The sequence below is a fragment of the Herbidospora daliensis genome, assembly GCF_001570585.1.
Classification (GTDB): domain Bacteria; phylum Actinomycetota; class Actinomycetes; order Streptosporangiales; family Streptosporangiaceae; genus Herbidospora; species Herbidospora daliensis.
This window is the reverse complement of record NZ_BBXF01000006.1, coordinates 353,837-377,368: the sequence shown is the minus strand read 5'-3', so window position 1 is coordinate 377,368 and position 23,532 is coordinate 353,837. Positions and strand designations below refer to the sequence as shown.

Sequence of the window (23,532 nt, the reverse complement as noted above, 5' to 3'; positions counted from 1 at the left end):
CACCCCGGCCACCCCCCGCCGCCGCGGCGCACCCGCCGCCCAAGGCGGCAGGCACCGCTCCGGCGTTCCGCCGTCACGACGGCGAGACCTGGCCGATCAGAAGCGCGGCGGTTCGGTGTAGGTGCCCCACTCGTCACGCAGGACGTCGCAGATCTCGCCGAGGGTGGCCTCGCGGCGGGCGCATTCGAGCATGGCCGGAACCATGTTCCCGGTCCCCCGCGCGACCTCGACGAGCTCGCGGAGGGAGGCGTCGACCGCGGCCTGGTCGCGCGAGGCGCGCCGGGCGGCGAGCACCCGGTTCTGCTCCTTCTCCACCTCGTGGCTGATCCGCAGGATCTCCAGCGGCTCCTCGGTCGTGGCGGTGTGGCAGTTGACCCCCACGATCTTCTTCTCGCCCTTCTCCAGCTTCCGCTGGTAGTCGAAGGCCGCCTCGGCGATCTCCGACATGAACCACCCGTCTTCGATGCCGCGCAGGATGCCGCCGGTCATGGTGCCGTCGGGCCCCATCTCGCGGATCTTGGCGAAGATCGCCTCGGCCTCCTCTTCGAGGCGGTCGGTGAGCGCCTCGACGTACCAGGAGCCGCCCAGGGGGTCGGCGACGTTGACGACCTCGGTCTCCTCCATGATCACCTGCTGGGTGCGCAGCGCGATCTCGGCGGCCTTGGCCGAGGGCAGGGCGAGCACCTCGTCGAGGGCGTTGGTGTGCAGCGACTGGGTGCCGCCGAGCACCGCCGACAGGGCCTCGATGGCGGTGCGGACGATGTTGTTGTCGGGCTGCTGGGCCGTCAGCGACACCCCGGCCGTCTGGGTGTGGAAACGCAGCCACTGCGCCTTCTCGGTCGTGGCGCCGTAGACGTCGCGCATCCAGCGGGCCCAGATGCGGCGGGCGGCCCGGAACTTGGCGATCTCCTCGAAGAAGTCGATGTGGGCGTCGAAGAAGAACGACAGGCCGGGCGCGAACACGTCGACGTCGAGGCCGCGCGACAGGCCGAGCTCGACGTAGCCGAACCCGTCGGCGAGGGTGAACGCGAGCTCCTGCGCGGCCGTGGAGCCGGCCTCGCGGATGTGGTAGCCGGAGACCGACAGCGGCTTGTAGGCGGGGATCTCGGCGGCGCAGTACTCCATCAGGTCGCCGATGAGGCGCAGGTGGGGTTCGGGGGCGAACAGCCACTCCTTCTGCGCGATGTACTCCTTGAAGATGTCGGTCTGCAGGGTGCCGTTGAGGGCCCGCGCGAGCACCCCCTGGCGTTCGGCGGCGACGACGTACATGCAGAAGATCGGCACCGCCGGGCCGCTGATGGTCATCGAGGTGGTGACGTCGCCGAGCGGGATGCCGTCGAACAGCAGGTCCATGTCGAGGGCGCTGTCGATCGCGACGCCGCAGTGGCCGACCTCGCCGAGCGAGCGGGCGTCGTCGGAGTCGCGGCCCATCAGGGTCGGCATGTCGAAGGCGACCGACAGGCCGCCGCCGCCCGCGCCGAGGATCATCTTGTAGCGCTCGTTGGTCTGCCGGGCGTTGCCGAAGCCGGCGAACTGGCGGATGGTCCAGGGCCGGCCCCGGTAGCCGGTCGGGTGGAGGCCGCGGGTGAAGGGGAACTCCCCCGGCCAGCCGATGCGCTCGAAGCGGGGATCGGGCGCGTCAGGGCCGTAGACCGGGTCGACCGGAAGCCCCGACAGGGTGCGGAATTCGCGGTCGCGTTTGGGCGCCGCGTCGAATCTCGCCTGCCACCGCGCCCGGCCGGAGTTGATCTCGTCCATGTGACCTCCCGCCCAGATACTAGGACGTCCTACTAGTTATGGCCAGAGTTAAGTAGATCAACACCCCAATGTCACACATTGGTAGCGAAATTCCTCAGAGCTATGACGGGAAGCGCGCATCCCGAAATATGAGCTGCGTCCCAGATCTGCCTACAGGGAGGTGGCAGTGAAGCGCAGCATCGTCATCGCGTCCGCTGTGGTGTTAACCGCGGCGGCGCTGACGGCGCCCGCCACGACGGCCCAGGCCCACGTGCCCGCCGTCGCGGCCGACACCGCTAGTGAGTACGTCGTCCTTTACAAGGAAGGCGCCGACGCCGGCGAGGCCCAGAAGGCCGTCCAGGCGGCCGGCGGCTCCGTCGTGAAGGTCAACACCGCCGTCGGCGTCGCCACGGTCAGCACCACCAACGCCGGCTTCGCCGCCGCCGTCGCGGCCAGCCCGCTGATCGAGGGGGTCGCCCACAACCGGGTGATCGGCCATGCCCCCGAGGTCAACGCCCGCGCCAAGGCCGCGCTCAAGAAGGTCGTCGAGTCGCGCGCCCTTGAGAAGGAAGGCCGCAACCACGGCGGCCACATCAACAAGAAGTGGGGCAAGAAGCCCTCCGCCGAGCCGCTCGACGAGGCCCAGTGGGACCTCGACCAGATGAAGGCCAACGAGGCGCACAAGTACGAGACCGGCGACAAGCGGGTCCTCGTCGGCATCCTCGACACCGGCGTCGACGGCACCCACCCCGACATCGCGCCGAACTTCAGCAACCGGCTGAGCCGCAACTTCACCACCGACGTCCCGGTCGACGCCAACGGCGACTCGATCGACGGTCCGTGTGAGGCCGAGCCCGACCAGTCGTGCAACGACCCGGCGAACGTCGACGAAGACGGCCACGGCACCCACGTCGCCTCGTCGATCGCCTCGCCGCTGAACAAGCTGGGCATCGGGGGCGTGGCCCCGAACGTGACGATCGTCAACATCCGGGCCGGCCAGGACTCGGGCTACTTCTTCCTGCAGCCCTCGGTCGACGCCCTCACCTACGCCGGCGACATCGGCGTCGACGTCGTCAACATGAGCTACTACATCGACCCGTGGTTGTTCAACTGCGTCGACAACCCGGCCGACTCCCCCGCCGCGCGGGCCGAGCAGGCGACCATCATCAAGGCCACCCAGCGGGCGCTGAACTACGCGCACCGCAAGGGCGTCACCCTGGTGGGCGCGGCCGGCAACGAGGCGATCGACTACACCAAGACCAACGTCGACTCGGGCAGCCCCGACTTCGCCAGCGAGCCGGGCGAGGTCGCCTACGAGCGCACGATCCCGCCGAGCTGCATCTCGATGCCGGGTGAGGGCGAGCACGTGATCTCCGTGGCGTCGACCGGCATCAGCAAGCGCAAGTCGTACTACTCCAGCTACGGCAACGGGTACATCGACGTGGCGGCCCCCGGCGGCGACACCTACGACACGCCGGGCAACACCCGCGACGTCACCCGGGCGACCCTGTCGGCCTACCCCGAGTCGCTGGCCCGCGCCAACGAGGAGATCGACGAGAACGGCGTGCCGACAGTCGACTACGTGGTGCGCGACTGCAAGGGCTCGACCTGCGCCTACTACCAGTACCTCCAGGGCACCTCGATGGCCTCGCCGCGCGCCGCCGGCGTCGCCGCCCTGATCGTCAGCAAGTACGGCCGCCCGACGTGGGGCGGCGGCTTCGGCCTCGACCCCGACGTGGTGGAGGCCCGCCTGAAGGCGACCGCGGTGAAGACGCCGTGCCCGCCCGGCGGCAGCTACACCTACACCCGGCACCTGCCGGCCGGCAACACCGTCACCGCGACGCACACCTGTGAGGGCAACCCCCTCCGGAACGGCTTCTACGGTGCGGGCATCGTGAACGCGCTGCGGGCCGTGGGCCACTAAGCCCGTCGGCCCTGCCAAGACAGGCCCGTCCCGCCACCGCGGGGCGGGCCTTTCTCACTCGTGGAGCTCGTGGAAGTCGCCGGCCGCCACGCGCAGGGTCCGCAGGGTGCCGAACATCTCCTTGAGGGCCGTGTCGTCATACATGCCGAGACCGAACTCGGCCCCCATGAGGTCGGCCGTGGCCCCGCGCACGGCCGCGCGCCCGGCGTCGGTGATCTCGGCCAGCACGCCGCGCCCGTCGTTGGGGTTGCGCATGCGCCGGACCAGGCCCGCCTTCTCGAGACGGTCGACGGTGTTGGTCACGCTCGTCGGGTGGACCATGAGGCGCTCGCCGATCTTCGACAGCGGCAGCGCGCCGGTCCGGCTGAAGGTGAGCAGCACCAGCGCCTCGTAGCGGGCGAAGGTCAAGTCATAGGGCTTGAGCAGCGCGTCAAGTTGCGCGATCAGGATCTGGTGGGCTCTCATGATCGAGGTGACCGCGGCCATGGCGGACGACGGACCGAACCGCTCTCGCCAGGTCTCGGCGGCGCGCTCGATGGGGTCGAACGGCAGGTTGAGGGGCACGCGCCTACCGTAGCGCGGCGACAGTCCGCTTTGGGACTTCACGCACCGTGACCAAACTCAGTCCCTGACCAGAAGAAGCACCCCCCAAACATTACGCTCCGTTATGATTATCGGGGTTCGACGGGGGGTCCACATGGGGCGTGAGCACAAGGGCGTGTCACGCGAGGAGCTGAAGCAGAGCGCGGTCGTGACGGTCACCGTGCTGCTCGCCCTCGGTCTGGTGACGGCCTGGACGGTGCTCATCCCCGGGGTGATGGCCTGGGACAACATCGTGATCGCGGTGATCGGCTCGGTCCGGCTGACCGGCCCGGTGGCGTGCGCGTTCGCGGCGTGGGTGGCGGTGCGCAAACGCCGGTCGAAGAACCGGCCCGAGTCGTGGCGGGTGCTGAAGGCCCCGATGGCGATCCTCGCGGTCGTGACCGGCTCGTTCGGGGCGACCGTGATGGTGCTGTCGCTGCGGGCCGTCGCCGACGAGCAGGCCGGCAGGCTGCTGCCCAGCGGCCTGGCCATGGGCGCGGCCGGTCTGGTCCTGTACGTCGTGCTCGGCTGGGTCGCCGGCTGGCTGATCCCCTACTCGATCACGCCGCTGCTGGTCGGGTTCACCGTCTACGCGGCCTTCACCTGGATCTCGGCCCGCACCACCTGGGCCGACCGGCTCGCGCCGGGCACCCGCGAGCCCTACGACCTGTTCGAGGGCCTGAGCACCACCGCCTTCGTCGACCAGACCCTCTGGCTGCTGGGCCTCAGCTTCGCCCTGCTCATGGGCTGGACGGCCGCGGTCACCCGCCACTCGGTGGCGCTGGCGGCGGCGATGGTCGCGGTGCTGACGGCGGGGGTCGGGGTGGCCCGGCTGGTGTCCGACCACCGTCCCCACCCCGGTCAGGTGGCCTACTCGTGCCAAGACTGGCCGATCACGGTGTGTGTGCACCCCGGCATGAAAGAGGGCCTGCCCGAGCTGGGCACCACCTTCACCGGCATCGCGGCCCGGCTGAGCGGCACCCCGGCGGCGTTCAACCGGGTCGAGCAGCACTCCCGCAAGACCGGCGAGACCCTCCAGGGCGGGGTGGTGCCGATCCACGTCGACGACCTCGACACCGGCTACGCCGACCGGGCGGCCCGCGAGTTCGTCGAGCGCCTCTCGCGGCCGTGCCCGGCGCAGCGGTCGGCCGGCTACCGCGAGATCGTGCTGGCCTGGTTGCGCGGCGAGCCGCTCCCGCCGGGCGACTACCCGGAGCACCAGACGGCCTCGGCCTGGTTCGCGGTGCTCACCGAGCAGCAGCGCCGCGAGTGGTTGCGCATGTACTACGCCGACTTCGCCAACTGCCGATTGCAGGCCGCCCACTTCGGCGCGGCGGCGTACACCCATCCCGTGCCGAGCCCTACGGTGATGTCTGGCCCGCAGGCGAGGTGAAACGGCGGGCTTTGCGGGAAGATGTCCCACCGTGACCGGACAGACTCGCGCACCGCTCGCTCACCCGGCCCCCGTGCGGCGCGGCCCCCGCCGCGCCTGGCGCTGGCTCGCCGGGTTGTTGTTCGCCGCCCTGCTCCTCGTGGTGGGCGGCCGGCTGGCCTGGACGTGGCTCGACCCGTTCGGGGAGCAGAGCATCGACCGCAGCCAGCCCGCGCTGCTGCAGTCGATCCAGAACATGAGCCGCTACCAGGCGGCCACCGGCAACTTCCAGGTCATCGTCGACCTCGAGAAGGACGCCGCCTTCCTGCCCGACGCGGTCAAGGGCACCCGCACCCTGTTCGTCGGCGCCGGCACGGTCGACGCCTACGTCGAGTTCGGCGGCCTCACCGGCGAGGCGATCTCGGTCTCCGAAGACCGCAAGTCGGTGACCGTGACCCTGCCGCACGCGGCGCTGGAGAAGCCCAGCCTCGACAACAGCCGCTCCTACGTCTACGCGCAGGAACGCGGCCTCATCGACCGCGCGCAGGACTTCCTGTCGTCGAACCCGCCCGACCAGAAGGAGCTCTACCTCCTGGCCGAGAAGAAGATCACCGAGGCGGCCACGGCCAGCGACCTGCGCAACCGCGCCGACCAGAACACCAAGGCGGCCATCGAGGGCATGCTCAAGGCCCTCGGCTTCACCAACGTCACGGTGAAGTACGGCCCCCAGCCGTGACGACGGGAAGGCCCCCGGCCGGGGGCCTTCCCACCGGCGTCAGACGTAGCCCCACTTCTCCGCGACGTCGCGGAGCATCTCGGGGATCTCCTCGGGGGCCGGCAGCTCTCGGCCCGGCTGCACCCGGCCGCTCTGGATCTTGTCGCGCCAGTCGCCGATGCCCTTGGTGAAGTCGGTCGGCTTGTTGTGGCGGCCGTAGTCGAGCATGCCGTCTTCGAACGGGATGCGCAGGCTCGCGCACAACGCCCGCAGCTCGGTCTCGGGGTCGGTCGTCAGGTTCTCGTAGGTGATCTCGTGGCCGGGCAGCCGGTGGCGGGCCTCCTCCAGGTACTTCATGTACTGGAAGGTGTGCCGCACCGCCTCGTGCATCGGGCGCTTGACCGGGTCGGCCTCGTGCCACGAACGGGCGATCGAGAGCGGGTGGCGCAACAGGAAGACGAACCGCGCGTCGGGCCAGCAGATCGACAGGCGCTTCCACGCGAACACGTTGCTGGGGGTCTTCTCCACCAGGGTCGGCTTGCCCGAGCGGATCAGCTCCCGGTGCAGCAGCCGGTCCCACAGCAGGTGCTCGACGTCACTCTGGTTGTGGCCGAGCGCCACGACGGCCTGGCGGACCGGATCGGTGTTCAGGTTGGTCGAGATGCGCCGGAAGTGGGTCTCGATGGGCGAGTGCAATTGGGAGTGGCTGTTCATCATCGACCGCAGCAGGGTCGACCCCGAGCGGGGCGGCGACAGGATGAACACCGGCGCGCGCAACAACCGGTCTGATTCCAGGTCGGCGGGGGGACGCGCGACGTCGCCCTCGAGTCGGGCCGGCAGCGGGGGCGTCATGGGCTTCGGCGGCGCAACCGGCCGCGCGGGCAACTTCTGACGCTGGATCGTATAACCGGTCACGCCCTCAAGGGTCGTATTGACCACTTGCTTCCACTTCATGGCTGGCAACGTAGGGACACCAAGTTAATCGAGGGTGAACGTCGACTGGGAAACCGCGAAGTCGTCAAAGCTCCGCAATCAAATCGTCAGCCGCAGTATAAGGGTCGGCAAGGCCGTCCAACACGTCTTGCGCGAGGCGGTATAGCCGCAGGTCACGGGCCGGATCACCGAATCTGTCCCGCAATGCGCGCAAGGCGATCGCGGTGATTTCGTCACGGGCCCGCACAAGACGTCTGGCCCTTCCTTCTCCGGTTTCACTCAGATGACGGGCGTGGTCGTCGAGCGCTTTCAGGAGGTCGCCGATTCCCTCCTCGCGGACGGCCACCGTCGGCACCACCGGGGGCCGCCAGGCGGCGCCGCCGAGCGCGATCATGTTGCGCAGGTCGCGCACCGTCGACTGGGCGCCGTCGCGGTCGGCCTTGTTGACCACGAACACGTCGGCGATCTCCAGGATGCCCGCCTTGGCGGCCTGCACCCCGTCGCCCATGCCGGGGGCCAGCAGCACGATCGTGGTGTCGGCCAGCGCCCGGACGTCGACCTCGGCCTGCCCGACCCCCACGGTCTCGACGAGCACGACGTCGAACCCGGCCGCGTCGAGCACCCGCAGCGCCTGCGGCACCGCCCACGACAGGCCGCCCAGGTGGCCGCGCGTGGCCATCGACCGGATGAAGACGCCGTCGTCGAGCGCGTGGTCCTGCATGCGCACCCGGTCGCCGAGCAGCGCGCCGCCGGTGAAGGGCGACGACGGGTCGACGGCCAGCACGCCCACCCGGTCGCCCCGCGCGCGCAGCGCCTTGACCAGCGCGGCCGTCGAGGTCGACTTGCCGACGCCGGGCGATCCGGTCAGGCCGACGACGCGGGCCCGCCCCGGCGCCCGCAGCAGCTTCGCCGCCTCCCGCAGCTCGTCGTCGGAGCCGCTCTCGACCAGCGAGATGAGGCGCGCGACCGCGCGGACGTTGCCGGCGCGCGCCTTCTCGACGAGGTCGTTCACGCGGGGACGCTGATGATCAGGGCGTCGCCCTGTCCGCCGCCGCCGCACAGGCCCGCCGCGCCGAGGCCGCCGCCCCGGCGGCGCAGCTCGTGGGCGAGGGCCAGCACGATCCGGGCGCCCGAGGCGCCGATCGGGTGGCCGAGCGCGATGCCGCCGCCGTTGACGTTCACCTGGTCGAGGGAGAGCCCGAGTTCCTTGGCCGACTGGAGCACGACCTGGGCGAACGCCTCGTTGATCTCGACGAGGTCGAGGTCGGCGGCGGTGCGCCCCTGCTTGGCCAGCGCCTGGGCGATGGCGTTGGCGGGCTGCGACTGGAGCGAGTTGTCGGGGCCCGCGACGTTGCCGTGGGCGCCGATCTCGGCCAGCCAGGTCAGGCCCAGCTCCTCGGCCTTAGTCTTCGACATGACGACGACCGCGCACGCGCCGTCGGAGATCTGCGAGGCCGAACCCGCGGTGATGGTGCCGTCCTTCGTGAACGCCGGACGCAACCGGGCCAGCTTCTCGGCCGTGGTGTCGGGGCGCACCCCTTCGTCAGTGGTGAACTCGTCGACCGCGACGATCTCGTCGTCGAAGACGCCGTTCTTGATGGCGGCGGCGGCCAGCTGGTGGGAGCGGGCGGCGTAGGCGTCCTGGTCTTCGCGGGAGATCTGGAGGCGGGCGTTGTGGCGCTCGGTCGACTCGCCCATGGCGATCTGGTCGTAGGCGTCGGTGAGGCCGTCGAACGCCATCGAGTCGAGGATCTCGGCGGAGCCGTACTTGACGCCCTTGCGCAGACCCGGCAGCAGGTGCGGCGCGTTGGACATCGATTCCATGCCGCCGGCGACGACGATGTCAAACTCGCCGGCGCGGATGAGCTGGTCGGCCAGGGCGATGGCGTCGAGGCCGGAAAGGCAGACCTTGTTGATCGTGAGCGACGGCACGCTCATGGGGATGCCGGCTTTCACGGCGGCCTGACGGGACGGAAGCTGCCCCGCGCCCGCCTGGAGGACCTGCCCCATGATCACGTACTGTACGTCGGAGGGGGCGACACCGGCCCGCTGAAGTGCGGCCTTGATCGCGACGCCGCCGAGTTCGACGGCGGACAGACCGGAGAGGGCGCCGAGCAAGCGGCCGATGGGCGTGCGAGCTCCGGCGACGATGACGGAACCGGACATTGGAGGGCCTCCTACACGATATGGGGGCGACGGTGTCACCATACCCAGCAGCGTTCAGCCGATAGTCAAGGAGGGCCGGGCAATGTTTCTGCGCATCGACCATGTGGGCATCGCGTGTCACAACCTCGAGGAGAAGATCAAGTTCTACGAGGAGACCTTCGGCGTACAGGTCGTCCATCGCGAGGTCAACGAGGCGCAGGGCGTACGGGAGGCCATGCTGCACATCGCCGACGGAGAGGGCGGAGGATCCTACATCCAGTTGCTCGAACCGCTCGGTCCCGACACGCCGGTGGGCAAGTACCTCGCCAAAAGGGGCGAAGGTGTGCATCACATCGCATATGGAGTTAGCGATGTGAGAGGAGCCATGGGTGAACTCGCCGGGAAGGGCATCAGGCTTCTCGATGAAAGTCCACGTCATGGCTCTATGAACAGCTCAATCGTGTTTCTCCACCCCAAGGATGTGGGAGGAGTGCTGACAGAGCTGGTCGAGGCTCCGAGGCAGTAATGGAACGTAAGAAAGGTTCATACGTAACAAGTCGCGCAGAAAGTCCGTGGAGGCCTCCAACGGCGCACGCTCGGAGTACGCTGGCCTTCCACCGGACGTGGATCCCACCCTATTGGGCTCCTCGCCTCGGATGTCCCAAACCCCCCGTCCGGCCCGTGTAGCCGTCTCGACAACCCAGGATCGAGCCTCATGCAGTCCGACATCGATGCCCAGCTCAACAATTTCTTCGAAGACGCCCCCTCCCGGGAATTCGACGTGGTGCTTCGCGGCTATGACCGGCACCAGGTCCACGACCACTTGAAGCAGCTCGACACCGATTTGCGGCAGGCGCGCGAGCAGGTCGGCTCGCTTCAGCGCGAGTTGTCCGACTCGCAGCGTCAGTTGCAGGAGCAGGAGCGTCCGACCTACTCGGGCCTCGGCGCCCGGATCGAGCAGCTCCTTCGTCTCGCTGAAGAGCAGGCCACCGAGCTGGTGCAGGCGGCGCGGTCGGAGGCCAACGAGATAAAGGCCGCCGCCAAGGTCGACGCCGCCGACACCCGGGCCGCCGCCGAGAACGAGGCCGCCGAGAAGCGGGCGCTCGCGACGCGTGAGGCCGACGAGATGCGCACGGCCGCCGAGCGCGACGCCGAGGAGATCCGGGGCACGGCCAAGCGTGAGGCCGACGAGCTGACCAACACCACCGAGCGCGAGGTCGCCAAGCAGCGCGCCACCGCCGACCACGAGGTCGCCGAGAAGCGCGCCGACGCCGAGCGCGAGATCGCCAAGCTGCGCACCACCACCGAGCGTGAGGTCGCCCAGCTGCGCGCCAGCACCAAGCGCGAGCGCGACGAGATCCTCACCACCGCCAAGCGCCAGGCCGACGAGATGCGCGCCCAGGCCCAGCGGGTGCTCGAGGAGTCCGAGGCCAAGCGCGCGCAGGACGAGGCCGAGTTCGAGATCCAGCTCGCCAGCCGCCGCGAGGAGGCCGAGCGCCAGGAGGCCGAGCGCCACGCCACCGCGCAGGCCAACACCCAGAAGCTGGTCGCCGAAGCCGAGCAGCGCGCTGCCACCGCCGAGCAGCGCGCCACCAAGGCCACCCAGCAGGCCGAGCAGACCCGGCGCGAGGCCGACACCCACGCCAAGCAGCTGCTCGCCAACGCCCGCAAGAACGCCGACCAGCTGGTCGCCGAGGCCAAGACGAGCGCCGAGTCGATCACGACCGACGCGAAGAACGAGGCCGAGCGCACCCGCACCGCCATGCAGCGCCAGGTCGACGAGCTGACCCGTCAGCGCGACAGCATCACCAGCCACCTCGCGCAGCTCCGCCAGCTGCTCGGCGGCGCCGCCCTCCCGGGCATGGAGCCGGAGCCCGCGCCCGTCGTGGCCGCGCCGGTCAAGCCCGCCCTGTCGGCGGCCCCGCCGGTCGAGCACAAGCCCGTGCCGAAGCCGGCCGAGCCCGTTGCGGCCGCCAAGGCCGACGACGACGCGGAGTGGTGGCAGGAGTAACACTCGGATCGACTCGGGGCGAACGGCTACAGGACACGAGAAGGGCCCGGCGGGTTTCCGCCGGGCCTTTCTCGTCTGTACGCCCGCCCGCGCGGCCGGTTGGCGCCGGGTGCGGCGCGCACCCCGGGCGGTGGTCGGCGCCGGGGTGGGCGGAGCCGTAACGGAAGACCTAGATCCAGCCCTTGCGCGCGGCCTGCACCCCCGCCTGGAAGCGGCCCGTCGCGCCCAGCCTGCTCAGGAGCGTGGCGATGCGGCGGCGCAGGGTGCGCTCGGACATGCCGAGCTGGCGCAGGATCGCCTCGTCCTTCATGCCGACCGCGAGCAGTTCGAGGATCTGCTGGTCGACGCCGTCGATCGCGCCGGTGCCGTTGCCCCAGACCGGCGACGCCTCGCGCCACAACGTTTCGAAGAGGGCGACGAGGGCGTTGGTGAGGGCGCTGCGTCCGACCACGACCGAGGTGAACCGGACGCCTTCCTCCCGGTCGGTCAGCGGCAGCAGCGCGGTGGAACGGTCGACCAGGATGAGCTTGATGGGCACCTCGGCCAGGATCCGGGCCTGCTCCCCCCGGGCGGTCACCTGGCGGATCTCGTCGAGCTTCTTGGGGATGTCGAGCACCAGCGAGGAGTAGAGCGCCCGCACCCGCACGCCGCGGGCGAGCGCGGCCGACTCGGCGGCGATCGACGCGCCGCTGGTGGCGTAGGGCGGGGTGTCGATGGCGAGGATCTCCTCCTGCGCCTGCGCGAGCAGCTCGGCGACCTTGCGCCCGGCGGCGGCGGCCCCTTCGACGACCTCGATGACCCGCCCGGGGTCGGCCCGCAGCAGGCCCTCCTGGAAGTCGGTCGCCAGTTCCTCGGCCTCGACGGCGAGCCGGTCGAGCTCGGCCCGGCGGCGCCTGATCGCCGACCCGATGGCCATGCGAGGGTCGGCGGGGCGGAAGCCCGCGAGGGGGTCGGACTCCATGAGGCCGGTCTCCTGCAGACGCGCCAGCGCGGCCCCGACGGTCTCGGCGGAGGACTCCAGGCGGCGGGCCGCCTCGTCCGGCGTGATCTTCGGGTCACGCAGGAGGAGCCGGTAGAGACGCTCTTCGAGGGAGCTCAGTCCGATGGCTTCCCACATGGGACAACCTTGGCAGATTCCGGTCACTGACCGGTACCGGCCACCGCAATTCACGCAATCCACGCTGAATTCACGTCATGGTTGAAGCGTCTTCAGACCGGTCGCGCCGGTCCTAGAGGGAGGAAGACAGGTTCGGCCGGCGTTGAGGGAGGCGCCGGCCGTTCTTTTTCACCGGCGGGCCCGGCCTCACATCGCCGCGTCGACCACCGCGTAGACGACCTTGCCGCCGGTCACGGGCCAGCGGTAGCCCCAGCGCCGGGTCAGCACCCCGACGAGCATGAGCCCCCGGCCGCCGATGTCGTCGGGGCCCGGGTCGAGCAGGCGCGGCGGCAGGCGCTCGCCGTCCCAGACCTCCACGACGACCGCGCCGCCCGATCGGTAGACGCCCAGGCCGACCCGGCCGCCGGGCTCGCTCACCTTCACCGCGTTGGAGATCAGTTCGGCCGTGACCAGCTCGGTCGTCTCGGCCAGGTCGTCGAGGCCCCAGTCGGCGAGCAGGGCGCGGACCCGGTCGCGGGCCAGGGCGGCCGATCTCGGCTGCGCGGGGAACAGTTCGTATCGCGTCGCGACTTCGAGTGCCATGTGCGCATACCGCCCGCCCGTCGTAAGCCTCGTTCTACGACATTTGCCTCGAGAATTACATTCCGCCGCTTGCCATATGCCTGAGCGTAAGCATCCCTACACTCGGGGTCAGCGTCCATTCACCGGCTGTCCAGTCGTGTCCGGTCAAGGACAGGACAGCGTTCCCCCCTGAGGGCAGGGAGCTGTGCGCACTATGGAGTCATTCGGGGAGGCCCTTCGCCGCCTGAGAGGTGACCTCTCCATTCGTGGCCTCGCCCGCCGGGCCAACTGTTCTCCCAGCTACATTTCCGCGCTCGAATTCGGGAAGAACATCCCGAGTTCGGCTGTGGTGTCGGCCTTGGACGCCGCGCTGGGAGCCGGCGGCGAACTGATCAGGCTGCACGACGTGGAGGTGGGTCCGACGGAACGACGAGAGGCGCTCGGCCTGATCGGAATCGTGCTGGGGGGCGCGTCCGGGGCCCTTCCGGCGACCGACGGGCTGGAACGGATCCGGATGCTGGTCGAACGCCGCCTGGGCGGTCCCGACCTGGCTTTCTGGGAGGAGGTCGCGTGGGAGCACGCCCACGGGGTCGGCGCCCACCCGGCCACCGACGGAATAGGGCGTCTGTCGGCCGACGTCCTGGCGCTGGAGACGGCGCTGACCCACGTCAAGGGAGACCCGCCCGCCTGGGCCCGGGTGCGCACCCGGCTGCTCTACCTGCTGGCCTACGCGCTCGGCTCGGCCGGGCGCGAGCACGAGTCGCGCCACTGGTGGGCAGCCGCCCGCCGCGCCGCCGTCGCCGCGGGCGACGACATGCGGGCGTTCGTCGTCGCGCAGGAGGCCATCCAGGCCCTGTACGAGAAGAGGCCGCTCACCCTGGTGCTCGCGCGGGCCGGAGAGGCCCTCGCGGCAGACCGGCCGTCGGTCGCGCGAGCCCGCGCCCTGGGCGCACGGGCGCACGCGAAGGTGCTGCTGGGCGACCTCGCGGCGGCCTACGCCGACCTCGACGAGCAGGCCCGGGTCTTCGACCGGCTGCCCGCCGACGTCACCGGCGACGCCGCCTCGGCCGAGGGCTGGCCGGCCACCCGCCTGCTGCACACCCGTTCTCTCGTCTACACCCTGGCCGGGCATCCCGGCGCCGCGAACGCCCAGGCGGAGGCCGTCGCGGCCTACGCGCCCGGCGCGATCAGGCCGGTCGCCCAGATCCGGCTGCACGAGGCGATGTCGGCCGTACGCGGCGGCGAGGTCGAGGCCGGGCTGGCGCACGCGGAGAGGGCGCTGACGGTCGCGCAATCTGCCGGATATTCCCACTATGTGGGGCAACTGGCGACTATGGTCGCGGATCAGGCCCCCGCCGGACACGAGGCACTGCGCTCCTTCCGCGACCGGGTGGCCGGCTTACGCGGAGGCATGTCGTGAACGTCATCTTCACCCACCTGACCGGCCCCGACGCGGCCGTCGTCGTCGACGACGACTACACCGCCGTCTACACCCTCATCAGGGCCGAACCCCCGTACAACTCGGGCCCCCTCTACCACCCCGACCGCTACCGCGAACGAACGGGCAACCAGCTCGACCGCCCCGGCTTCACTCTGGTCGCCGTCGAAGACGGCCCGACGCTGGCGGGCTTCGCCTTCGGCTTCACCATGCCGGCCGGCCGCTGGTGGGGCGGCGACAGCACCCCCGGCCCGCCCGAGGTCGTCGCGGCCGACAAGTTCGCGGTCGTCGAACTCAACCTGCGGGCCGAATACCGGGGCCGCGGCATCGGCAGACGCCTCCTCGCCGAACTCCTCCACGGCCGCGAGGAGCCCTACGCGACGTTGTTGTCCCTGCCCGAGGCGGCCGCCCACGACATCTACGAACACTGGGGCTGGAAGATCACCGGCACCTGCCGCCCGGCCCCCGACACGATGCTCGCCGACGTCATGGTCCTGAGACGCTGAACGGGCTGAGCCTCACGACAGGTCGGTGAGGAAGGACGCCACCGCGCGGTTGAAGGTCTCTGGGGTCTCGATCGCCGACAGGTGGCCCGCGTGGCCGATCACCACCAGGCGGGCGTCGGGGATCGCCTTGGTCATGGCCTCGGCCTCGGCGGTGGGGGTGATCTTGTCTTCGTCGCCCGCGATGACCAGGGCCGGGACCGTCAGGCCGCGCAGGGTGTCGAAGGAGTCGGGGCGGGCGGCCATCGCGCGCTGGGCCCAGGCCGCCGCCTGCGCCGGGGCGGCGCCGACGAGGCCGCGTACCCGGCCGACGACCATGCCGCGGCGCTCCAGCGACGTCGGGCCGAGCAGGTTGGGCACCGTGTCGAGCAGGTCGCCGCCGTCGAGGAGCCGCCGGGCGACCGTCTCGCGGTTGGCCGCCGCCTCCGGGGTGTCGGGGGCGGCCTTGGTGTTGGCGAGGATCACCCCCGCCAGCCGTTCGGGGTGGCGGCGGGCCAGCGCCATCACCACGTAGCCGCCCATGGACAGGCCGCCGACCACGGCCCTCTCGACGCCGAGGCCGTCGAGGAGCTCGGCCACGTCGTCGGCCATGGCGTCGAGCGACGGTTCGTCGTCGCCCAGTTGGGAGCCGCCGAAGCCACGCAGGTCGGGCGTGACGACCTGGCAGCCGGCGGCCAGGCCGCCGCGCTGGGCCAGCCACATGGCCGACGACAGCGGGAAGGCGTGCAGCAGCACGAGGGGGAGGCCGCTTCCGGCCGTCCGGGTATACAACCTCACGTCGTCACGGTACTTCGGTGGCGAGGGGCGCCGCCGCCGGGTTCAGCCTCTCGACGATGTGATCGAGCACGATCCGGACATAGGGCTCCCCCACCCACAGGTGCTTGGCGCCGTCGACGCCGACGACCTCGGCCTGCGGCACCCGCTTGAAGCGGTCGGCCGCCTCGGCGGGACGCAGGTAGTCGTCGAACTCGGGCACCAGGGCGACCAGCGGCCGGCCGAAGTCGGCCCACGCGTCGAGGTCGGCGTCGCCGGCCCGCCTGAGCGGCGGCGACAGCAGGATCGCCCCCTCGACCAGCGGGTCGCGGCCCCACCGCAGCGCCAGTTCGGTGCCGAACGACCAGCCGAGCAGCCACGGCCGGGGCAGGTCGTTGAACTCGGCGAACTCCAGCGCGGCGGCGACGTCGAGCCGCTCCCCCACGCCGTCTTCGAACTCGCCCTGGGAGGTGCCGCGTTCGGAGGAGGTGCCGCGGGTGTTGAACCGCAACACCGCGATGTCGGCCAGGGCGGGCAGCCGGAACGACGCCTTGCGCAGCACGTGGCTGTCCATCATGCCGCCGTGGGTCGGCAGCGGGTGGAGACAGATCAGCGTGGCGACCGGCGGCGTGCTCTCGGGCAGCGCCAGCTCACCGACCAGGGTCAGCTCGTCGGCGGTCTGCAGCTCGATGTCGGTGCGGCGGGCCGGCAGCACCGTCGACGCCCGGATCTCCACTGTCGTCGTCTCCTCTTCAGTAGCGGGTGCGGCCGGGGCCGCGGTTGAGGCGGTTGCGCCAGCAGGCGGTGTGCCAGTGGCGGCGCTCCTCCTCGCCGCCGGCCCAATGGGGCCAGCTCACGATGTGGGGCACACCCGGGCGGATCGACTGGTCGCAACCCGGGCAGCGGTAGGGCCGGTCGGCGGAACCGCCGGTGACCGTGCGGACCACCCAGTCGCCGTCGGCCGCCTCTTCGACGCGGTCGATCCCCGCAGGGCGGATCGGCCCTTTGGGGGACTCGTCGGCGCGGCGGGCGCGGCGGGGGCTCATACGTCCTATTCTTCCAGCTCCGGGAAATCGTCGAGCGAGCGCATCCGGAGGGCGCCGATGGTCTCGAACGGCCCCGACCGATATCCGCAGCCCAGCTTCATGGCCTCGTCGACGTCGTCCTGGGAGGCGTAGCCGCTGTTGGCCATCTCGATGGCGTCGACCAGGTAGGGCCGCAGCAGCACCATGGCGTCGAAGCCCTCCTCGGTGCCCGGTTTCCCGTCGTAGAAGCCGCCGCCCGTCTTGCGGCCCAGGCGGCCCTGCTCGACGAGCTTCTCCAGCGACCGCGCCGGCTCGTGCCGGGGGTCGCCGCCGTCGCGGTGCAGCACGCCGCAGATCTCGTACGCCGTGTCGAGCCCGATCAGGTCGAGCAGGGCGAAGGGGCCCATCGGCAGCCCGGCCTGGACGACCATCGCGGTGTCGATCGCCTCCTTGGAGGCCACCCCCTGGTCGAGCAGCCGGCAGGCGTGGTTGAGGTAGCCGAGCAGCAGCCGGTTGACCACGAAGCCGGGCCGGTCGCCGACGACCACCGGGCGCTTGCCGATCCGGCGGGCCAGGGCCGCGACCTCCTCGGCGACGGTGCTGTGGGGTGTGCCGACGACCTCGACCAGCCGCATGACCGGCGCCGGGTTGAAGAAGTGCATGCCCACGACGTGGGAGGGCCGGCCCGTCGCGAGGGCGATCTCGGTGACCGGCAGCGAGGAGGTGTTGGTGGCCAGGATCGCCGACGGCTTGCAGATCCGGTCGAGGTCGGCGAACAGCGGCAGCTTGAGCTCCATGAGCTCGGGGATCGCCTCGACGACCAGATCGGCCCCGGCGAAGGCGGCCCGGTCGGTCGCCAGGGTGATCCGATCGAGGATCGCCCGCTGCTCCGCCGCGGTGAGCCGCCCCTTCTCGACGGCCTTCCCGGTCGACCGCTCCAGGTGCCCGCGGCCCCGCGCCAGCGCCGCCTCGTCGGCCTCCACGCCGACGACCGCGAGCCCCGCGCGGGCGAACACCTCGGCGATGCCCGCCCCCATCGTGCCGAGCCCGGCCACCCCAACCGTCTCCACGAGACCACCTCCGGCTCCGAGTCTCCCAGAGCCGCGTTCGCCGGTAAGGTTCGGGCATGCGGCTGGTCATCGCGCGATGCAGCGTGGATTACGTGGGACGGTTGACGGCACACCTGCCGATGGCGCCCAGGCTCATCCTCATCAAGGCCGACGGCAGCGTGTCGATCCACTGCGACGACCGCGCCTTCAAGCCCCTGAACTGGATGAACCCGCCTTGCAAGATCCGCGAGGACGAAGGCACCTGGACGGTCACCCACAGCAAGACCGGCGAGAAGCTGATCCTCACGATGGACGAGATCATGCACGACTCCAAGCACGAGCTCGGCGTCGACCCCGGCCTGCAGAAAGACGGCGTGGAGGCGCACCTCCAGGAGCTCCTCGCCGAGCACATCACCACCCTGGGCGCGGGCTACACGCTGGTCCGGCGTGAATACATGACCGCGATCGGCCCGGTCGACATCCTCTGCCGCGACCAGAGCGGCGCGACGGTCGCCGTCGAGATCAAGCGCCGGGGCGAGATCGACGGCGTCGAGCAGCTCACCCGCTACCTCGAACTGCTCAACCGCGACCCCCTGCTCGCGCCCGTACGCGGCGTCTTCGCCGCCCAGGAGATCAAGCCCCAGGCCAAGGTGCTGGCGATGGACCGGGGCATCGACTGCGTGACCCTCGACTACGACGGCCTGCGCGGCATCGAGCCCGAGAACCCCACGCTCTTCTGACGCCTCAGCCCGACCGCTCGCGCAGGGTCGCGACGCCGGGGCCGTCGAGATCGTCCAGGAAGACCGGACGGCCGGTCATGGCCATGATCAGCGCCAGGGTCGGCCCGGTGACGAGCGGGCCCGAACCGGTCGCGAAGTCGCCGTCGTCGGCCTGCAGCCGCAGGCCCACGATGCGCCCCTTGGCCTCGACGACCATGTCGCTGCCCGCGTAATAGCCGGCCACCAGGGTCAGCGTCGCGATCGGGCTGTCGTGGACGATGCCCAGGGGGCGGCGGATGTCCGCGCCGTGCACGATCGCCTCCCCGAGCACCGCCTCGACCGGGATCGGCGCCTTGACCGTGCTGGTGACCACCCGCCGGAACCGGTCGAAGGTCTCCCGCGGTGAGGCGCCGAGCTGCTGGGCCAGCCGGTAGGCGACCATCGCGTCGAAGTCGAAGCGCTTGCGGAGCACCCCGGCCATCCAGCGGACCGGCCCGAGGCTCGCCCCGGCGGTGAGGTGGGCGAGCACCTCGCGCACGGTCAGGCCGGCGCACAACGAGGGGGTCTCCCAGCGGTCGTCGTCGAGGCCGTCGAGGTCGCCCGCCAGGGCGGCCCGTTCCGCGTGGACACGTGGCCAGATCTCCGACTTCGTCACATCGCCACCCTAGATGTCCATCGTTCGGAGGACAGGGCGGTCGACCGGGAGGAGGTCCCCGGCGGGCGCGGTTTTGGCGACGCTTTACCCATGACGACAGCGATCCACGTTCGCGGCCTGACCAAGCGTTACGGTGAGGTCCAGGCCGTCGGGGGCCTGGACCTCGACATACGCACCGGCGAGGTGTTCGCCATCCTCGGCCCCAACGGCGCCGGGAAGTCCACCACGGTGGAGATCCTCGAGGGCTACCGCAAGCGCGACGCCGGCGAGGTCTCCGTCCTCGGCGTCGACCCCGGGCAGGCCACCACCGCGTGGCGGGCCAGGGTCGGCATCGTGCTGCAGACCGCAAACGACGCCGCCGAGCTCACCGTCCGCGAGACGGTCCGCCACTTCGCCCGCTACTACCCCGACAGCAAGGACCCCGACGAGGTCATCGCCAAGGTCGGGCTGAGCGAGAAGGCCGGCGCCCGCATCCGCCAGCTCTCCGGCGGCCAGCGCCGCAGGGTGGACGTCGCCCTCGGCATCGTCGGCCGTCCCGAGCTGCTCTTCCTCGACGAGCCCACGACCGGCTTCGACCCCGAGGCCCGCCGCCAGTTCTGGGACCTGATCAGGTCGCTGTCGGCCGAGGGCACCACGATCGTGCTGACCACCCACTACCTCGACGAGGCCGAGGCGCTCGCCGACCGCGTGGCGGTCATCGCCCGGGGACGCATCGTCGCCGAGGGCACCCCGAGCACGCTGGGCGGGCGGGCCACCGCCAGCGCCCGCGTCACCTGGGCCGACGGCTACGCCGAGACCGGCACCCCCACCGCGCTGGTGCGCACCCTCGCCGAGAAGTACGACGGCGAGATCCCGGGCCTGCAGATCGTGCGGCCCTCCCTCGAAGACATCTACCTGGACCTGATCGGGGACGCCCAATGACCGCCACCCTGACCATCGGCCTCGCCCGCGCGTCGCTGGAGACCAAGCTCTTCTTCCGCCAGCGCGACGCCGTCATCTTCACCTTCTCCTTCCCGATCATCCTGCTGGTGCTGTTCGGCTCGATCTTCGAAGGCGACCTGGAGGGCACCGGCATCACGGTCGCCCAGCTCTACTCGGCCGGGCTGATCGGCGCCGGCGTGATGGGCGTGGCGTTCCAGAACCTCGCGATCGGCATCGCCATCGACCGCGACGACGGCACGCTGAAGCGCCTGGCGGGCACCCCGATGCCGCGCGCGGCCTACTTCGTCGGGAAGCTGGTCAGCTCGCTGGTGCTCTCGGCCATCGAGGTGGCGCTGCTGCTGCTGGTCGCGGTGCTGCTGTTCGACCTCGAACTTCCCACCGATTTCAGCCGATGGGCGACACTTGTCTGGGTGCTCACGCTCGGCCTGGCGGGCGCGGCTCTCCTGGGGATCGCGGTCAGCAGCCTGCCGCGCAACGCCAAGAGCGCCGCCGCCGTGGTCTCCATGCCCTACGTGCTGCTCCAGTTCATCTCCGGCGTCTACATCCCCTTCACGGAGCTTCCCTCATGGCTGAACAACGTCGCGGCGGTCTTCCCGCTGAAGTGGATGTGCCAGGGCCTGCGGTCGGTGTTCCTCGGCGACGCTGGGGCCGCCCTGGAGCTGACGGGGTCGTACGAACTGCCGAAGGTGGCGATGGTGCTGGGACTGTGGCTGGCAGGCGGGCTGGTGCTCTGCCTGGCGACGTTCCGGTGGACCAACCGCGGCGAAAGCTGAGGGCCTTCATGGGCAGGCGGCCCGAGGTCCGGGCCGCCTTCCCCGAGGAGACCAACGCGTGGGAGTCGTTCCGGGGCTGGGAGATCCTCTTCGGCCTGGCCTGGACGACGGCCCTGCTCTTCGTCCTGTACGACGAGGTGGCCACCCCGGTGCAGCGGGCCGTCACCATCGGGCTGATGCTCCTGTGCGCGGCGGCCTACCTGCTCATGGGCCGGAAGCTGATCATCGGCGACGAGGAGGACAGCCCCCGGGCGATCCTCTACGTCGCCCTGCTCTGCCTGGCGTTCATCCCGGCGACGCTGATCGTGCCGAACGCGTCGTTCGGGCTGTTCACCCTCTGCCCGCAGGTGTTCATGCTGCTCAGCGGGCGGCTGGCCGCCGCGGTGGTGGTGCTGCTCAACGTGTCGCCCGTGGCGTGGTTCATCGGGCAGACCGATCTGGAGTTCCCCGACCTGGTCAGGTTCACCGGCACCACCCTGATCGCGCTGACCTTCTCGCTGGTGTTCGGGCCGTGGATAACCCGGATCATCCGCCAGAGCGCCGAGCGGGCCGACCTGATCAGGCAGCTGGAGGCGAGCGAGGCCGAGGTGCGGCGGCTCTCGGTCGAGAAGGGCGCGCTGGCCGAGCGCGAGCGGCTCGCCGGGGAGATCCACGACACGATCGCCCAGGGGTTCACCAGCATCATCATGCTCATCCAGGCGGCCCAGGCCGGGCGCGATCCGGCGCGGCACCTCGGTCTGGCCGTACAGACGGCCCGGGAGAACCTGGCCGAGGCCCGCGCGCTGGTCGCGGCGCTCAGCCCGGCGCCGCTCGACGGCTCGACGCTCGACGACGCGGTACGCCGGCTCTCGCTGCGGTTGGCGGAGGAGATCGGCGTCACGGTGGCGCACACGGTCGAGGGCGAGTCGCGCAAGCTGCCGCCGAGCAGCGAGGTGGTGCTGATCAGGACCACCCAGGAGGCGCTGGCCAACGTCCGCAAGCACGCGGCGGCGGCGTCGGTCCGGGTGACGCTCGGCTATGGCCGTAATGACGTCACTTTGGCCGTCGCCGACGACGGCGCCGGCTTCGATCCCGCCGCGGGGGCCGGGTTCGGGTTGCGCGGGATGCGGGCCAGAATCGAACAGCAGGGCGGGCGTCTCGATCTCGTGAGCGCGCCCGGTGAGGGGACCACGGTCCACGTGACGCTGCCGATGGGAGAGAGATGATCCGGCTCATGATCGTCGACGATCACCCGGTGGTCCGTGAGGGCCTGCGCGGGATGATCGACGGCAACGAGGGCATCACGGTGGTCGGCGAGGCCGGTTCGGGCGACGAGGCCGTCGTCCGGGCCCGCGACCTCACGCCCGACGTGGTGCTGATGGACCTGCGCATGCCCGGCGGCGACGGCGTCGGCGCGACCAGCCGGATCCTCGCGGGTCAGCCGGGGGCCCGGGTCATCGTGCTGACCACGTACGAGACCGATCAGGACATCGTGCGGGCGGTCGAGGCGGGCGCGGCCGGTTATCTGCTGAAGGACACCTCGCGGGCCGACCTGCTGGGCGCGATCAAGGCGGCGGCGCGCGGCGAGACGGTGCTCTCCCCCAGTGTGGCGACCCGGCTGGTCACCCGAATGAGGGCGCCCGTAATCGAGTCGCTGTCACCCCGGGAGACCGAGGTACTGTCTTTGGTGGCACGCGGGCTGACCAACGCGGAGATCGGGCGGGAGTTGTTCATCAGTGAGACGACCGTCAAGACCCACCTGCTGCGGGTGTTCGGGAAGCTGGGCGTCTCCGACCGCACCGCCGCCGTCACCACCGCGCTCAACCGTGGCCTGCTTTAGTGACATCCGATAACCAACTTGCATAAAAGAAGCTAATTTCCCGATACTTCCGTTAAAAAGATCTTGCGTCCATAATGGTGCCTTCTGGGGGGGCCAGGACGGCGAGGTGAAACGGTGACGGGACGAGAATATCGGGGGATGTCGGCGGCCGAACGGGTCGCCGACCGCCGGGAGCGGCTCATCAGCGCCGCCTACGGCCTGTTCGCCAATCCCGGCTTCCACGCGACGACGATCGAGCGGCTCTGCTCGACCGCGCACATCTCCAACCGCGCGTTCTACGAGTGCTTCGCGGGCCGCGAGGAGCTGATGCGGGCCGTCTACGAACGCTGCGTCGACGACACCCTCAACGCGGTCGGCGCCGCCATCGAGAACGCGCCGCCCACCCTGGAAGGGCGCATCGTCGCCGGGATAACGGAGTACGTGCGCTTCGTGACGCTCGACGTCCGCCGGGCCCGCATCATGCACTTAGAGGTGCGCCGCGCGGGCGACGTGTTGTCGGGGTCGCGGCAGAAGGCGGTCGCCGGGTTCACCCACATGATCGAGAGCTCGCTGAAGGGGCTGCAGGAAGAGCTGCCCGCCGAGCTCCACCTGCTCGCGCTGGCCTTGATAGGGGCGCTCACCGAGCTGCTCATCGAGTGGGTCCTGTCGGACGACCGGCCGGAGAAGGACCTGCTGGTCGCCACCGCCGTGCACGTGTTCCGGCGGTCGTTCCAGTCGTGACCGGGCGTCCGCGGACCCTGGCCCGCCTGCAGAAAGGAT

At 70.7% G+C, this 23,532-nt stretch carries 25 protein-coding genes; 13 read left to right on the top strand and 12 right to left on the bottom strand.

All coding sequences use genetic code 11. From position 1 onward, the window contains the following. Positions 1-96: 96 nt before the first annotated feature. On the bottom strand, positions 97-1,758 hold the full coding sequence (gene icmA / locus AW274_RS29955) for a coenzyme B12-dependent isobutyryl-CoA mutase large subunit (protein ID WP_062439003.1): 1,662 nt from the start codon (positions 1,756-1,758) through the stop codon (positions 97-99). Between the two features lie 166 nt (positions 1,759-1,924). Between icmA and AW274_RS29950 the strand changes: the two genes are divergently transcribed. Further along, a complete protein-coding gene (locus AW274_RS29950; RefSeq protein WP_062439001.1) occupies positions 1,925-3,661 on the top strand; it encodes a S8 family serine peptidase in 1,737 nt (578 codons plus the stop codon). Between the two features lie 54 nt (positions 3,662-3,715). Here AW274_RS29950 and AW274_RS29945 read toward each other — a convergent pair whose 3' ends face one another. Then, positions 3,716-4,225 carry a MarR family winged helix-turn-helix transcriptional regulator gene (locus tag AW274_RS29945; RefSeq protein ID WP_062438999.1) on the bottom strand — a complete coding sequence of 170 codons (510 nt, stop codon included), beginning with the start codon at positions 4,223-4,225 and terminating at the stop codon, positions 3,716-3,718. 133 nt (positions 4,226-4,358) lie between these two features. Between AW274_RS29945 and AW274_RS29940 the strand changes: the two genes are divergently transcribed. Further along, positions 4,359-5,636, top strand: coding sequence for a hypothetical protein (locus AW274_RS29940; protein ID WP_062438996.1), 1,278 nt, complete (start codon positions 4,359-4,361; stop codon positions 5,634-5,636). Between the two features lie 31 nt (positions 5,637-5,667). Further along, positions 5,668-6,351, top strand: a complete 684-nt coding sequence (locus AW274_RS29935) for a DUF4230 domain-containing protein (protein ID WP_083975020.1) — start codon at positions 5,668-5,670, stop codon at positions 6,349-6,351. Positions 6,352-6,390: 39 nt separating this feature from the next. On the opposite strand, the gene AW274_RS29930 is transcribed toward AW274_RS29935, so the two are convergent. From AW274_RS29930 to AW274_RS29920, 3 genes are all read right to left on the bottom strand, one after another. Continuing rightward, positions 6,391-7,284, bottom strand: coding sequence for a sulfotransferase family protein (locus AW274_RS29930; RefSeq protein WP_062438990.1), 894 nt, complete (start codon positions 7,282-7,284; stop codon positions 6,391-6,393). A gap of 64 nt (positions 7,285-7,348) precedes the next feature. Continuing rightward, positions 7,349-8,275 carry a methylmalonyl Co-A mutase-associated GTPase MeaB gene (gene meaB / locus AW274_RS29925; protein WP_062438988.1) on the bottom strand — a complete coding sequence of 309 codons (927 nt, stop codon included), beginning with the start codon at positions 8,273-8,275 and terminating at the stop codon, positions 7,349-7,351. Beyond that, positions 8,272-9,429, bottom strand: a complete 1,158-nt coding sequence (locus AW274_RS29920; protein ID WP_062438987.1) for an acetyl-CoA C-acetyltransferase — start codon at positions 9,427-9,429, stop codon at positions 8,272-8,274. The genes meaB and AW274_RS29920 overlap by 4 nt, the downstream gene beginning before the upstream one ends. A gap of 82 nt (positions 9,430-9,511) precedes the next feature. Here AW274_RS29920 and mce point away from each other — a divergent pair, with 82 nt between their 5' ends. Both mce and AW274_RS29910 read left to right on the top strand, forming a co-directional pair. Further along, on the top strand, positions 9,512-9,934 hold the full coding sequence (mce, locus tag AW274_RS29915) for a methylmalonyl-CoA epimerase (protein ID WP_062438985.1): 423 nt from the start codon (positions 9,512-9,514) through the stop codon (positions 9,932-9,934). A gap of 189 nt (positions 9,935-10,123) precedes the next feature. Continuing rightward, positions 10,124-11,419 (top strand): DivIVA domain-containing protein, encoded by a 1,296-nt coding sequence (locus AW274_RS29910; protein WP_062335875.1) that lies wholly within the window; start codon positions 10,124-10,126, stop codon positions 11,417-11,419. Positions 11,420-11,588: 169 nt separating this feature from the next. Here the strand turns inward: AW274_RS29910 and AW274_RS29905 are convergent, their stop codons facing one another. Beyond that, complete coding sequence (locus AW274_RS29905) at positions 11,589-12,536, bottom strand: LuxR C-terminal-related transcriptional regulator (RefSeq protein WP_062438981.1); 948 nt, start codon at positions 12,534-12,536, stop codon at positions 11,589-11,591. Between the two features lie 186 nt (positions 12,537-12,722). Then, a complete protein-coding gene (locus tag AW274_RS29900; RefSeq protein WP_062438978.1) occupies positions 12,723-13,118 on the bottom strand; it encodes an ATP-binding protein in 396 nt (131 codons plus the stop codon). A 193-nt stretch (positions 13,119-13,311) separates the two neighbouring features. Between AW274_RS29900 and AW274_RS29895 the strand changes: the two genes are divergently transcribed. Continuing rightward, on the top strand, positions 13,312-14,517 hold the full coding sequence (locus AW274_RS29895; protein ID WP_083975016.1) for a helix-turn-helix domain-containing protein: 1,206 nt from the start codon (positions 13,312-13,314) through the stop codon (positions 14,515-14,517). Next, on the top strand, positions 14,514-15,041 hold the full coding sequence (locus AW274_RS41555; RefSeq protein WP_062438972.1) for a GNAT family N-acetyltransferase: 528 nt from the start codon (positions 14,514-14,516) through the stop codon (positions 15,039-15,041). The genes AW274_RS29895 and AW274_RS41555 overlap by 4 nt, the downstream gene beginning before the upstream one ends. Positions 15,042-15,053: 12 nt before the next feature. On the opposite strand, the gene AW274_RS29885 is transcribed toward AW274_RS41555, so the two are convergent. Genes AW274_RS29885 through AW274_RS29870 form a run of 4 tightly spaced genes read right to left on the bottom strand, consistent with a single transcriptional unit; the run spans position 15,054 to position 17,886 of the window. Next, positions 15,054-15,815, bottom strand: a complete 762-nt coding sequence (locus tag AW274_RS29885) for an alpha/beta fold hydrolase (protein ID WP_062438970.1) — start codon at positions 15,813-15,815, stop codon at positions 15,054-15,056. Between the two features lie 4 nt (positions 15,816-15,819). Beyond that, positions 15,820-16,527, bottom strand: coding sequence for an alpha/beta hydrolase (locus tag AW274_RS29880; RefSeq protein ID WP_062438967.1), 708 nt, complete (start codon positions 16,525-16,527; stop codon positions 15,820-15,822). Positions 16,528-16,543: 16 nt separating this feature from the next. Further along, entirely contained in the window at positions 16,544-16,837 is a 294-nt protein-coding gene (locus AW274_RS29875) for an Rv1322 family protein (RefSeq protein WP_062438964.1), read from the bottom strand. A gap of 5 nt (positions 16,838-16,842) precedes the next feature. Further along, entirely contained in the window at positions 16,843-17,886 is a 1,044-nt protein-coding gene (locus AW274_RS29870) for a 3-hydroxyacyl-CoA dehydrogenase (protein ID WP_062438962.1), read from the bottom strand. 56 nt (positions 17,887-17,942) lie between these two features. Here AW274_RS29870 and nucS point away from each other — a divergent pair, with 56 nt between their 5' ends. Further along, a complete protein-coding gene (gene nucS / locus AW274_RS29865) occupies positions 17,943-18,605 on the top strand; it encodes an endonuclease NucS (protein ID WP_062438959.1) in 663 nt (220 codons plus the stop codon). Positions 18,606-18,609: 4 nt separating this feature from the next. Here nucS and AW274_RS29860 read toward each other — a convergent pair whose 3' ends face one another. Continuing rightward, the gene (locus AW274_RS29860; protein WP_062438956.1) at positions 18,610-19,239 is read right to left on the bottom strand and encodes a maleylpyruvate isomerase family mycothiol-dependent enzyme; all 630 of its coding nucleotides are present in this window, start codon (positions 19,237-19,239) and stop codon (positions 18,610-18,612) included. Between the two features lie 90 nt (positions 19,240-19,329). On the opposite strand from AW274_RS29860, the gene AW274_RS29855 reads away from it, so the two are divergent. The 5 genes from AW274_RS29855 to AW274_RS29835 all read left to right on the top strand — a co-directional run bounded on the left by AW274_RS29855 (position 19,330) and on the right by AW274_RS29835 (position 23,493). Continuing rightward, positions 19,330-20,160 carry an ABC transporter ATP-binding protein gene (locus AW274_RS29855; protein ID WP_157520795.1) on the top strand — a complete coding sequence of 277 codons (831 nt, stop codon included), beginning with the start codon at positions 19,330-19,332 and terminating at the stop codon, positions 20,158-20,160. Next, positions 20,157-20,954, top strand: coding sequence for an ABC transporter permease (locus AW274_RS29850; RefSeq protein ID WP_062438953.1), 798 nt, complete (start codon positions 20,157-20,159; stop codon positions 20,952-20,954). The genes AW274_RS29855 and AW274_RS29850 overlap by 4 nt, the downstream gene beginning before the upstream one ends. An 8-nt stretch (positions 20,955-20,962) precedes the next feature. Beyond that, a complete protein-coding gene (locus AW274_RS29845) occupies positions 20,963-22,159 on the top strand; it encodes a sensor histidine kinase (RefSeq protein WP_062438950.1) in 1,197 nt (398 codons plus the stop codon). Continuing rightward, positions 22,156-22,773, top strand: a complete 618-nt coding sequence (locus AW274_RS29840) for a response regulator (protein ID WP_062438947.1) — start codon at positions 22,156-22,158, stop codon at positions 22,771-22,773. Before AW274_RS29845 ends, AW274_RS29840 begins: the two co-directional genes overlap by 4 nt. 114 nt (positions 22,774-22,887) lie before the next feature. After that, positions 22,888-23,493 (top strand): TetR/AcrR family transcriptional regulator, encoded by a 606-nt coding sequence (locus AW274_RS29835; protein WP_232320486.1) that lies wholly within the window; start codon positions 22,888-22,890, stop codon positions 23,491-23,493. Positions 23,494-23,532: the final 39 nt, after the last annotated feature.

Bases quoted from the DNA above. Each gene is read 5' to 3' on its own strand.
- icmA (WP_062439003.1), bottom strand. From the start codon at position 1,758: ATGGACGAGATCAACTCCGGCCGGGCGCGGTGGCAGGCGAGATTCGAC.
- AW274_RS29940 (WP_062438996.1), top strand. From the start codon at position 4,359: ATGGGGCGTGAGCACAAGGGCGTGTCACGCGAGGAGCTGAAGCAGAGC.
- AW274_RS29930 (WP_062438990.1), bottom strand. From the start codon at position 7,284: ATGAAGTGGAAGCAAGTGGTCAATACGACCCTTGAGGGCGTGACCGGT.
- AW274_RS29920 (WP_062438987.1), bottom strand. From the start codon at position 9,429: ATGTCCGGTTCCGTCATCGTCGCCGGAGCTCGCACGCCCATCGGCCGC.
- mce (WP_062438985.1), top strand. From the start codon at position 9,512: ATGTTTCTGCGCATCGACCATGTGGGCATCGCGTGTCACAACCTCGAG.
- AW274_RS29910 (WP_062335875.1), top strand. From the start codon at position 10,124: ATGCAGTCCGACATCGATGCCCAGCTCAACAATTTCTTCGAAGACGCC.
- AW274_RS29905 (WP_062438981.1), bottom strand. From the start codon at position 12,536: ATGTGGGAAGCCATCGGACTGAGCTCCCTCGAAGAGCGTCTCTACCGG.
- AW274_RS29900 (WP_062438978.1), bottom strand. From the start codon at position 13,118: ATGGCACTCGAAGTCGCGACGCGATACGAACTGTTCCCCGCGCAGCCG.
- AW274_RS29895 (WP_083975016.1), top strand. From the start codon at position 13,312: ATGGAGTCATTCGGGGAGGCCCTTCGCCGCCTGAGAGGTGACCTCTCC.
- AW274_RS29875 (WP_062438964.1), bottom strand. From the start codon at position 16,837: ATGAGCCCCCGCCGCGCCCGCCGCGCCGACGAGTCCCCCAAAGGGCCG.
- nucS (WP_062438959.1), top strand. From the start codon at position 17,943: ATGCGGCTGGTCATCGCGCGATGCAGCGTGGATTACGTGGGACGGTTG.
- AW274_RS29855 (WP_157520795.1), top strand. From the start codon at position 19,330: ATGACGACAGCGATCCACGTTCGCGGCCTGACCAAGCGTTACGGTGAG.
- AW274_RS29850 (WP_062438953.1), top strand. From the start codon at position 20,157: ATGACCGCCACCCTGACCATCGGCCTCGCCCGCGCGTCGCTGGAGACC.
- AW274_RS29845 (WP_062438950.1), top strand. From the start codon at position 20,963: ATGGGCAGGCGGCCCGAGGTCCGGGCCGCCTTCCCCGAGGAGACCAAC.
- AW274_RS29840 (WP_062438947.1), top strand. From the start codon at position 22,156: ATGATCCGGCTCATGATCGTCGACGATCACCCGGTGGTCCGTGAGGGC.